11 protein-coding genes and 2 pseudogenes are annotated in these 9,648 nt (G+C 70.5%); 6 read left to right on the top strand and 7 right to left on the bottom strand.

What is annotated here, in order from left to right:
* Window positions 1–31 precede the first annotated feature (31 nt).
* Together ACH4J0_RS24840 and ACH4J0_RS24845 are read left to right on the top strand one after the other, a co-directional pair.
* Window positions 32–835: an HPF/RaiA family ribosome-associated protein gene (locus tag ACH4J0_RS24840; RefSeq protein ID WP_396242738.1), complete on the top strand. Its 804-nt coding sequence runs from the start codon at window positions 32–34 to the stop codon at window positions 833–835.
* A 24-nt stretch (window positions 836–859) separates the two neighbouring features.
* Window positions 860–1,096 (top strand): hypothetical protein, encoded by a 237-nt coding sequence (locus ACH4J0_RS24845; protein ID WP_396242740.1) that lies wholly within the window; start codon window positions 860–862, stop codon window positions 1,094–1,096.
* Here the strand turns inward: ACH4J0_RS24845 and ACH4J0_RS24850 are convergent.
* Together ACH4J0_RS24850 and ACH4J0_RS24855 are read right to left on the bottom strand one after the other, a co-directional pair.
* Window positions 1,093–1,209 (bottom strand): annotated as a pseudogene (locus ACH4J0_RS24850) (IS5/IS1182 family transposase); the annotation flags it as partial. The gene ACH4J0_RS24845 and the pseudogene ACH4J0_RS24850 overlap by 4 nt on opposite strands.
* Before the next feature lie 10 nt (window positions 1,210–1,219).
* Window positions 1,220–1,561, bottom strand: coding sequence for a hypothetical protein (locus ACH4J0_RS24855; RefSeq protein ID WP_396242741.1), 342 nt, complete (start codon window positions 1,559–1,561; stop codon window positions 1,220–1,222).
* Window positions 1,562–1,744: 183 nt separating this feature from the next.
* Here ACH4J0_RS24855 and ACH4J0_RS24860 point away from each other — a divergent pair.
* Window positions 1,745–1,927, top strand: a pseudogene (locus ACH4J0_RS24860) (IS5/IS1182 family transposase); the annotation flags it as partial.
* A gap of 216 nt (window positions 1,928–2,143) precedes the next feature.
* Here the strand turns inward: ACH4J0_RS24860 and ACH4J0_RS24865 are convergent.
* The 3 genes from ACH4J0_RS24865 to ACH4J0_RS24875 all read right to left on the bottom strand — a co-directional run bounded on the left by ACH4J0_RS24865 (window position 2,144) and on the right by ACH4J0_RS24875 (window position 4,234).
* Window positions 2,144–2,425, bottom strand: a complete 282-nt coding sequence (locus tag ACH4J0_RS24865; RefSeq protein WP_396242742.1) for a dsRBD fold-containing protein — start codon at window positions 2,423–2,425, stop codon at window positions 2,144–2,146.
* A complete protein-coding gene (locus tag ACH4J0_RS24870; RefSeq protein ID WP_396242743.1) occupies window positions 2,422–3,267 on the bottom strand; it encodes an SPFH domain-containing protein in 846 nt (281 codons plus the stop codon). The genes ACH4J0_RS24865 and ACH4J0_RS24870 overlap by 4 nt, the downstream gene beginning before the upstream one ends.
* A 556-nt stretch (window positions 3,268–3,823) precedes the next feature.
* The gene (locus tag ACH4J0_RS24875; protein WP_396242744.1) at window positions 3,824–4,234 is read right to left on the bottom strand and encodes a hypothetical protein; all 411 of its coding nucleotides are present in this window, start codon (window positions 4,232–4,234) and stop codon (window positions 3,824–3,826) included.
* Window positions 4,235–4,574: 340 nt separating this feature from the next.
* On the opposite strand from ACH4J0_RS24875, the gene ACH4J0_RS24880 reads away from it, so the two are divergent.
* Window positions 4,575–4,778 carry a cold-shock protein gene (locus ACH4J0_RS24880; protein WP_230048148.1) on the top strand — a complete coding sequence of 68 codons (204 nt, stop codon included), beginning with the start codon at window positions 4,575–4,577 and terminating at the stop codon, window positions 4,776–4,778.
* A gap of 208 nt (window positions 4,779–4,986) precedes the next feature.
* The gene (locus tag ACH4J0_RS24885) at window positions 4,987–5,166 is read left to right on the top strand and encodes a hypothetical protein (protein WP_396242745.1); all 180 of its coding nucleotides are present in this window, start codon (window positions 4,987–4,989) and stop codon (window positions 5,164–5,166) included.
* Between the two features lie 294 nt (window positions 5,167–5,460).
* Here the strand turns inward: ACH4J0_RS24885 and ACH4J0_RS24890 are convergent, their stop codons facing one another.
* A complete protein-coding gene (locus ACH4J0_RS24890) occupies window positions 5,461–6,885 on the bottom strand; it encodes an MBL fold metallo-hydrolase RNA specificity domain-containing protein (RefSeq protein WP_396242747.1) in 1,425 nt (474 codons plus the stop codon).
* 363 nt (window positions 6,886–7,248) lie between these two features.
* On the opposite strand from ACH4J0_RS24890, the gene ACH4J0_RS24895 reads away from it, so the two are divergent.
* Window positions 7,249–7,851: a CBS domain-containing protein gene (locus tag ACH4J0_RS24895; protein WP_396242748.1), complete on the top strand. Its 603-nt coding sequence runs from the start codon at window positions 7,249–7,251 to the stop codon at window positions 7,849–7,851.
* A gap of 44 nt (window positions 7,852–7,895) precedes the next feature.
* Here the strand turns inward: ACH4J0_RS24895 and ACH4J0_RS24900 are convergent, their stop codons facing one another.
* Window positions 7,896–9,242 (bottom strand): nicotinate phosphoribosyltransferase, encoded by a 1,347-nt coding sequence (locus ACH4J0_RS24900; RefSeq protein ID WP_396242749.1) that lies wholly within the window; start codon window positions 9,240–9,242, stop codon window positions 7,896–7,898.
* Window positions 9,243–9,648: the final 406 nt, after the last annotated feature.

Below are 9,648 nucleotides of genomic sequence, written 5' to 3' on the forward strand. Positions count from 1 at the left end.
CGAGGCCGAAGCAGTGAACGAAGGAGATCCGATGACAACCGAACCAGTGGCCGGCCAGACACCCGAAGTCGAGATCGAAGCCCAGGGCGACCTTCCGCCCGACGCGGCGGACCTCGCCCGCACCAAGGTCCTCACCCTCCTCGACCAGGTCCGCGAGCCCGTCCTGTCCGTCCGCATCCGCCTCACCCGCACGCACAACCCCGCCACCGAGCGCCCGTTCGTCGCCCAGGCCAACCTCGACGTCAACGGCCGCGCCGCCCGGGCCCACGTCGCCGCCGAAACCATGACCGAGGCCATCGCCCTGCTGCGCGAGCGCCTCGCCCTCCAACTGGCCCGGCTACGCAGACACTGGGAGGCCAGACGCGGCAGTGTTCCGAAGGCCGGCGAGCACGAGTGGCGGCACGGCGACGAGCCCGCCCACCGGCCCGACTACTTCCCCCGCCCGCCCGAGGAACGCGAGATCATCCGGCACAAATCCTTCTCCCTCGCCCAGGAGAGCGTCGACGAGGCCGCCTTCGAGATGGACACCATGGACTACGACTTCCACCTGTTCACCGAGATCAACACCGGCGAGGACAGCGTCCTCTACCGCACCGCGCCCACTGGCTACCGACTCGCCCAGGTCCACCCCCACTCCGACCGGCTCGGCCCCGTCGTCGCACCACTGACCGTCAGCCCCACCCCCGCGCCGCGGATGGATCCCGCGGTCGCGCGACGGCGCATCGATGCCTTCGACCAGCCGTTCGTGTTCTACACCGACGAATCCACCGGGCGGGGCAACGTCCTCTACCACCGCTACGACGGTCACTACGGCTTGATCACCCCCGCCGCGTAATTCCTATCCCACAGGAGTTCGATCATGGCCCAGCACCCCTCACCGCAGTCCCCGACCACCGGCCTCCACCCTCCCGGCCGTGACCTCGAGAGCGCTGTCGAACGCGTGGAGATGTTGGAGGCCCAGGTCCGGGCCCTCGGCCAGGCCATCCGCGCCCTCGTCCAGGGCATGGAGGAGATCCCCGACCAGGAGCCCGACCCCGAACGTCCGGCCCGCGCCGCCCGCCTCGCCCACGAACTCCTGCTTGCCCAGGGCCTCTAAGGCCTGTCTGATAAATGATCCTCTGGCCGGTTCGAGGAGCCAGAGGATCAGGAGGGTTGGGCGATTCCAGCGCGGTAGCGGCCGACGAGCTTGTCGAAGCGCGCGGCGATCGCGCCCGGTCTGCTACGGACCTGCCGGGGTCGTACCATCCGCGGCAAGGTCCTGCGGTGCGGTCGTCGGAGCGGCCGTCTGCGGCGGCACAGGGGCAAACTGCGGTTGCTGGGTGAGAATTCGCAGGTCAGCCGCGCTGGGCGATCGGCGGATAACGAAGATCGCGATTACGGTGGCGATACTTGCGGTGCCGCCGAGCCCGGTGACGCCCGCTAGCCAAGGTTGCACCTTGGCTAGGTAGACCGTCATACCCAGCGATCCCACTGCGATGATGCCGCCGATGACCATTCCAGTCATCTGGTGGCGATACCGGAGCCGCATTGCGAGCGTCCGGTCGGCGCTCTCGCGCTCCATCTCACGCTCAAGGGCACCGAGTGCGGCTTTGAAGTGGCCGGCGGGGAGCTTGGACCTCTCGGCGTCGGGTGAAAACGGACCGCTGAACGGCGGATCAACGGTGACCCACCTCGCGATCCGGGGCCAGCACCGCGGCCCGGGCAGTGGCTGATTTCGTTCCTGCCGAAGAGCCGGCGGGACCCGAGTCGGGTGATCCGCCAGCTGCTGCGGCGCCGTGGCATCGCCGTCACGATCCCCGAGCGCCGCGACCAGGTGGACAATCGCCGACGGCGCGGAGCCCTCGGCGGTCGGCCGCACACCTTCGACCGGGTCCTCTACCGCGACCGCAACGTGGTCGAGCGATGCTTCGCACGCCTCAAGCAGTACCCCGGCGCCATGCCCGCCCGGTCGGCCAGGTGCCTGCGACTGAGCCCGAGCAGTTGCCTGCGCCGCGCCACTCGTCGGCCGGTCTCGCCGAGCTGGGCCCGGCGGGGATCGGCAGTCCTGCCGCCTGCATGCTTCATGAACACCATTCCCTCCGCGAGGTCGGACGCCGCTGCGACGAGCGGACAGGCCGCTGCCGATAGGCCGGAGCCGTGGCGGTCAGCTGCGCAGTGGTGGTTCGTTGGCGTCGGCGTCGGTCGTGCCGGCGCGGAGCAGTTGGTGCCCGAGGTCGACCAGGGCGCGCCCGGCCGCGTATTCGTCTCCGATCTCCGGTACTGGCGGGTCGTGCGGGTTGCGGTGGGCGTCGGTGCGGCTCTCCAGCCGGTTGTCGCCGGTGTCGAGAACGGCGTGCACCCAGGTGACGTCGCCCTCTTCGAAGAGATCCAGGCGCAGGGTCCACGTCTTGGTGCGCATCGGCGTGTTCGTCGTCTGCTCGTTCATGTCCAGACCTGTCCTTTCAGGGGGCCGGTGAGGGTTTCGTCCTGGGGGATCGGCCAGTCGGGCCGGGGCAGTGGGCTGCCGTCGGGGCCGGTCGGCGCGGGGACCGCTGTTGCAGTCGTCACGGATCGGCTCTCCTGGTCGACGAAGCGGGTGAGCGCCCGTGCGCTCTGCAGGAACTGGGCCGGGAAGTCGATGGTGGAGTTCTTCTCGGCGGCGATCTCGGCGAGGTTCTGCAGTTGGAGGGCGATCGGGTGGTCGGCGATGACGTCGGCGGCCTCGGGGAGGCGTCCGGCGCTGATGGCTTCGCCCTCGGCGGCGATGATCTCGGCGCGCTTCTCGCGTTCGGCCTCGGCCTGTCGGGCCATCGCCCGCTGCATACTCTGCGGGAGCTCGATGTCCTTCAGCTCGACCTCCAGGACGAGGATTCCCCACTGCTGGGTGAGGCCGTCGAGGATGTCCTTGAACCGCTCGTTGAGGGTCTCGGTGTCGGTGAGCGCCTGGTCGAGCAGGGATCTGCCGACCAGGTTGCGGACGGTGGTCCGGGCGATCTGCCCGACCGCACTGGACACGTCCTCGATCTCCACGATCGACTTCACCAGGTCGACCCGACGGAAGTAGGCGACGGCCGCGACGCCGATGGAGACGTTGTCGCGGGTGACGACCTGCTGGGACGGGATGGGCATGGTCACCGTGCGCAGGGTTACCTTCGACATCCGGTCCGCCAGCGGGATCATGAACCGGATCCCGGGGTCGCGTACCCCGCGCAGCCGGCCCAGACGGAACACCACCCCATGCTCGTACTGCCGAGCGATCGCGACGCCCAAATTCGGCGCGGGAACCACCTTCTTCGTTTGAAGTCCGCGTCTCCGGCGTGAACCGGGCCGAGACGTCGGGCATGGGCCGCCCGGCCCTATGCGAGGCGGCGGTCGGACACAGTCCGTGGGCGCCGTCGGCGCGGAACATCAGCCATAGGGGACCACCGCGAGTGGGCAGTAGGGACATGGCGGATTCACCGAGGTGCTATTCGGCTCGGTGGATCCGCCTGGTCACCCGGGCAAGTGCTGGGGCCGTTCGGCCCTGGTGCCGGGCGGGGGCGGGAGTACCGTGGAAATTGGCCTGCAGGGCGAGCGAGGGAGTTCGGCCGGATGGCCCCAGGCGATGGGCGGAGGCTCCGCGCGGGGCGGTTGTCGACGGTCGGGCTGAGAGGCTGGAAGGTCTGTGAGACCGGAAGGCGACCTCCACCACCTGATCCGGACAATGCCGGCGAAGGGAGCCCACCTTGCAGGTTTCCGTCTGCCCGCACGACACTGCTGCAAGACGCGATCAGCGACGGGACGGCGACGAGGGACGGCGCAGCGTCCGACGGGCCTCGCCGAGCGCGAGTTCATGCCGCTTCGGTCATGGCCGGCCCGTGGGGAGCGGCGGACTCCCCGGCCACACTTCGAATGCCTGTGAGATCCCCGCCGGTGGTCCGGCGCGGAAACGCGCGCGGATCAGCGCATCGACCTTGACGACGGCATCGGTTTGACCGCTGAGTTCCACTTTCACCGGGTCCGCGTCGGCATCGGCGAGGGCGACCGGCTGTGCGGCGGCTTCTTCGATCGGCGCCGACGTGTCCACCTGCCAGCGGCCTCGGACCACCTGATCGGCCGGTGAGACGTAGTTCCCTGCTGTGCTCGCACCAGGGACGGTGATCAGCCGGTACGACTGTCCCACCGTGTCGGCGACCACGTTGGCCGTGGGTGGTGCACCGGATATCGACATGTGCACCATGGCGCTCGGTTCCCGTGAGCCACTGGTACTGGTCATCGCTCTCCTCCGAGGTCGGCTCCTCTCCCAGGGTCTGCCAGCGCGAGGCCCCCCGCATCCGTTCAGCAGGGGAGTGCCGCTCCTGCTCGCGATCGCCGGCGGCTCTACACGACCGAAGCACGTACGGGCGTCACAGCCGCGCCGCTTCGTGTCCTGTTCGGCGCCCTGGCTGCGGGATCCTCTGCGGTGTAGCGTTTGATCAAGCAGTCGTGGTTCCGAAGTTCTCGCCCGCGGTGACATGCCGTGGGCGTTCTTGCTGTTCAACGCCTCTCCGGACCAAGGCGATCACCTCCGGGCCCGCACCAGCGGGACCCGATCAGCTCCCACGAAGGAGAAGCGCATGGCTACCGGCACCGTGAAATGGTTCAACGCCGAAAAGGGCTTCGGCTTCATCGAGCAGGACGGCGGCGGCCCCGACGTGTTCGCCCACTACTCGAACATCGACGCCCAGGGCTTCCGTGAACTCCTGGAGGGCCAGAAGGTGACCTTCGACGTAGTGCAGGGCCAGAAGGGCCCGCAGGCGGAGCACATCCGCCCCGCCTGACAACAGCGCATGAGCGGGCGCCCCGCACGTACCCGTGTGCGGGGTGCCTCTGCGTCTCCGCCCCTCTTCGCCGGACACCGCAGGCTGGCACGGGCTGCGCGCTGGGCGGCTTCCGTGCGGTCGAGCTGGCAGGGGCTCACACCTGCCGAGCGCATCCGCGTGCCGACGACCGGATGCACACAGCGCCGGTCCGGGCCACCGTGGCGGTATGGGTCTCATCGCACTGCTGGAGCTGGAGGGGCCGGCGAACGTACGGCTCCTCACGGCCGAGGGACTACCTGCCACGCCGGATACACCTGTCGTCCGGGTCCACGCCGTCGCCCGCACGCCCACCCCGGCCGAGTTCACCCTCTCCGGGCTGTCGACCCGCGGCATGGCACCCGACTGACAGCACCCCGCCGCACCGGGTGACCCCTGGTGGCCGCCGCGCTGGCACCGACACGCCCGGATGTGTCTTGCGCGCTGCCTGGCGCCACATCATTCTGACGGACCGGCAGAACCGCTGCCGCGCATCCTGTGTACTCATCGGGTGTCCCCTCGGTCAGGTGGTTGGTGAGACGGGCGCCCGTCAGCCGACCGGCACAGCGCACTGGGGATGCCACGCGAGGCTGGATCCGGATCGGCGAGAGGGTCTTCGGGAGCCAGTCGGGTGATGGCGGCCGCTGGGGCCGCCCGCGAGCGCTCAGTGGATCAGGACGCGTTCGCCGGAACGCGGGACGACGGCCGTCCAGCCGAGTTCGCGGTCGATGCGGTCGCGCAGGGCCTGCGATCCGTCGGGCTCGCCGTGCACGAGGTAGGTGGCGCTCGGAGGTGGGGCGTGGCGCAGCCACTCGATGATCTCGGCGGCGTCGGCGTGCGCCGAGAAGGCGGGCACGTTGACCACCTCGGCCCGTACGGGGACGTAGGTGCCGTACATCTTGAGCACGCGGGCGCCGTCCACCAGGTCGCGGGCGCGGGTGCCTGCGGCGGCGAAGCCGACGACGATGACGGTGTTGCGCGGGTCGGGCAGCAGTCGGCGCAGGTGGTGGATGACGCGGCCGCCGGTGGCCATGCCGGAGGCGGAGACCAGGACGGAGGGCACGCTGGAGTGCTCCAGGGCCAGGGACTCCTGGAGGGAGTGGATCAGCGTGAACGGTTCGGGGTCGAGGGCCGAGGCGCCTTCGTCGAGGATCTCGGGGCGTAGCTGGCCGGAGTGCCGTGCGAAGGCCTCGCGGTAGATCTGCAGGGCGGCCAGGGCCATTGGGCTGTCGACGTAGACGGGCGCGCCGGCGGGGAGCCGTCCGGCCCGGCGCAGCTCGGCGAGTTGGTGCAGGACGACCTCGGTGCGGTCCACCGCGAAGGAGGGGATGACGGCGGTGCCGCCGCGGGCGAGGGTGCGGTTGATTGCGGCTGCGAACCATTCGCGGGCCGCGGTCTCCTCGTGGTGGCGGTTGCCGTAGGTGGACTCCAGCAGCAGGACGTCCGCGCCGGTGAACGGTTCGGGCGGGCGCAGCAGCGGGTGGACCGGTCGGCCGAGGTCGCCGCTGACGGCGAGGGTGTGGCAGTCCTCCAACGTCAGGTGGGCCCAGGCGGAGCCGAGGATGTGTCCGCCGTGGTGCAGCCGGAGCACCATGCCGCCGGTGATCTCGACGTCGGTGTCCAGCTGGACGGGGTCGAACATGCGCAGGGTGTTCTCGACGTCGTCCTCGTCGTAGAGGGGTTCGGCAGGGCGGTGTTTGGACCAGCCGTGCTGGTTGGCGTGGTCGGCGTCCTCGCGGAGCAGGTGGGCGCTGTCGCGCAGGATCAGCTCGGCGAGGCGGGCGGTGTCGGGGGTGGTCAATACCGGTCCGCGGAAGCCGTCCCGGACGAGTTTGGGCAGGTAGCCGCAGTGGTCCAGGTGGGCGTGGGAGAGAACCACCGCGTCGATGTCGGCCGGGTCGAGCGGGAGTGGGCGACGGTTGAGCCGGCGCAGTTCGGCGAGTCCCTGGAACATGCCGCAGTCGACCATGACCCGGGCGCGGTCGGTTTCGACCAGGAACTTGCTGCCGGTGACGGTGCCGACGCCGCCGAGGAAGGTCAGCAGGCCCGGGCGGGGCTGCGGATGAGGGGCGGTGGCGTCCGTCGTCATGGCGACCTCCCAGGGGAGTGGTCACTTCCCATGATGGCGAGTGGCGGCTCGGCCGTCGCGGGCTGCATCGGCCCTGGCGGCCGGACCGAACGGCCCCGAACACCCCCGTGCCTACCGCGCCGACCGCTGAGGTGGACCAGGCAGGGCCCGGGCGCGCTGTTCGAGGCGCCGGCCCGGCGCGGGCCGGCGAACCTCGGCGGTCGGCGCGGGCACGGGAGCGCGCCATCGTCGACCCGACCGCCTCCGCCCCTTGATCCGCCCTGATCCGCTTCGGAAGCCCGGCCGACCCGGCTTCGTGGGAGTGCGCTCCGCGAGCGCGGTCCGGTCGCCGAACGCCCCCGATTCACTCTCTTGGAGCACACTATGACCAGTCAGTGGAACACCGTCGGTGAGGTGATGACCCACGCGGTGGTCGCGGTCGGCCGCGACGCGACTTTCCGGGAGATCCTGGAGACCCTTCAGCAGTGGAAGGTCAGCGCCGTCCCGGTGCTGGCCGGCGACGGCCGGGTGGTGGGCGTGGTGTCCGAGGCGGACCTGCTGGCGGCCGAGGACCGCGAGAAGGGCAATACCGACGGGCTGATCGCCGCTGGCCTGATGTCGGCGCCCGCCGTCTCCGTCCATGCCACCAGTCCGACCGCCGAGGCCGCCCGGGCCATGGCTCGCGGCCACTTCAAGCGGCTCCCGGTAGTCGACGCCGAGGACTGTCTGATCGGCATCGTTAGCCGCAGCGACCTCCTGAAGGTCCATCTGCGCACCGACGAGGACCTCGCCCACCAGGTGAGGTTCGAACTCCTCGCCGTACTGAAGCCCGAACACGCTTCGGCCGTCGACGTCCGTGCGGAGGAGGGACGGATCACCCTGAGCGGGACGCTGCCTGACGCTTCGCTACTGCCGGTGATGGAACGGTTGGTGCGCGCCGTCCCCGGAGTGGTGGACGCCGACGTCAGGCTCGTCGCACCCGACTGAGACGGCTCCACCGTCGCCCCCGCGGACGGATGGGGCGGGCCCGCTCAGCCGCCCCGGTCGCGAACCGTTCGTTGCCGCGCCTCGATCGACCGGCGGACGCTGTCGGTGAGCGCACGCAGCCGCTCGGAGATGACGGCCGGCGGCTGCTGCGGGTCGACGATGCGGCGGGCGGCGTCCGGGAGTTCGGCGAGATCGGCGTCGAACATGGTGCGGGCTTCGGTGAGTGACCGGGCAGGGCAGGTGCGGCGGCCGTTCGCCATCACGGTCTCCAGCAGCGGCCGGGTGCCTGTCGGCGCAGGCTCGTCGACCAGTGCGACGGTGTCGGCGAATCCGGGCGCTCGGTGAACCTGCTTGACACCGGGGGCGGTCACTTTGCCGGTGGAGAGTTTCATCATAGGCCGGCCGTCGTAAGCGACCAGTTTGTAGGCCGCGTCCAGGTACGGCGCGTCGGCGGCCACCCCGACCAGGGTCCCGACGGCGAAAACATCGATCGGCGCGCCCGTGCGCACCAGCTCCTCCACCGCGTACTCGTCCAGCCCACCGCTCGCGGTGATCCTCACCCCGGGCAGCCCGGCCTCGTCCAGGATCCGCCGGGCGGAGACGGCCAGGGACCCGAGGTCGCCGCTGTCGAGCCGCACCGCGCAGCCCTCGTGCAGCCCGAGCTCGCGCAACACCCGGGCGGCGACCGCCACGCCGGCCTCCGTGTCGTAGGTGTCCACCAGAAAGGTCACCGGGCCGGGGTGGGCCCGGGCGAAGGCCCGGAACGCCTCGGCCTCGTCGCCGAACGCCTCGATGTACGAGTGCGCCATCGTGCCCACCGCCCGCAGACCGTACCGGCGCGCGGCAGCCACGTTGCTCGTCCCGGCGAAGCCAACCAGCGCACCCAACCGGGCCGCCTGCTCGCCCGCCGACACGCCATGACTGCGGCGCAGCGAGAAGTCCACCACCGGCCGACCGGCCGCCGCGAGCACGCACCGCGCCGCTTTGGACGCCACCGCCGTCTGGTGGCACACCTGGTTGAGCAGGAACGACTCCACCAGCTGCGCCTCGGGCAGCGGCGCTGTCACCTCCAGGATGGGCTCGCCGGCGAGCACGATCCGCCCCTCGGGTACGGCCCGCACCTGGCCGGTGAAGCGCAGTCCGAGTAGCGGCTCCAGGTCCCGGTACGGCCGGCCGAGGGCGGCGGCGAAGGCCGCGACGTCCTCCTCGTCCACGCGCAGCTCGGCGAGGAAGTCCAGCACCGGCTCCAGGCCGGCCGCCACCAGGAAGCCGCGGCCGGGCGGGAGCTTGCGCACGAACAGGTCGAACGTCGCCGGGGCGGTCATCTGCTCCCGCAGATACGAGTGCGCCATCGTCACCTCGTACAGATCGGTGACCTGGACTGTCGACATCGGTTCAACCTCCGGCTGCCAGGGTCGGGGACTGCGGGGTGATCGCCCGCCGGTTCGAGTCCGGTACCGGCAACTCGGCCGGTACCGTGACCGCGGCGGTGCCTCCCGCCGAAAGCCCGACCCGTGCGACCCGTCCACGCGTGGCGATTACCCGGGTACTCCGATCTCACGAAGCGGACGCTTCCGGGCCGTCCCTTCCCTGCCCGCAGTCGCCCGTGGATGATGGGGGTCCTGTTTCGAGTACGAAGTGAAGGCTGGTGGACCATGAGTGACCACGTCCATGTGCGGCTCCGCGAGGGGCTCGGGGTGAACGGAAGATTTCAAGTCCAGTGAGACGGTCGTGACGTTATGAGGTTTGTGGTGCGGGTTCCCTGCGCTTGGCCGGGTCGTTGATCCACGCCGTCTT

The sequence above is a fragment of the Kitasatospora sp. NPDC017646 genome (assembly GCF_044329365.1).
In the GTDB taxonomy this organism is placed as follows: Bacteria; Actinomycetota; Actinomycetes; order Streptomycetales; family Streptomycetaceae; genus Kitasatospora.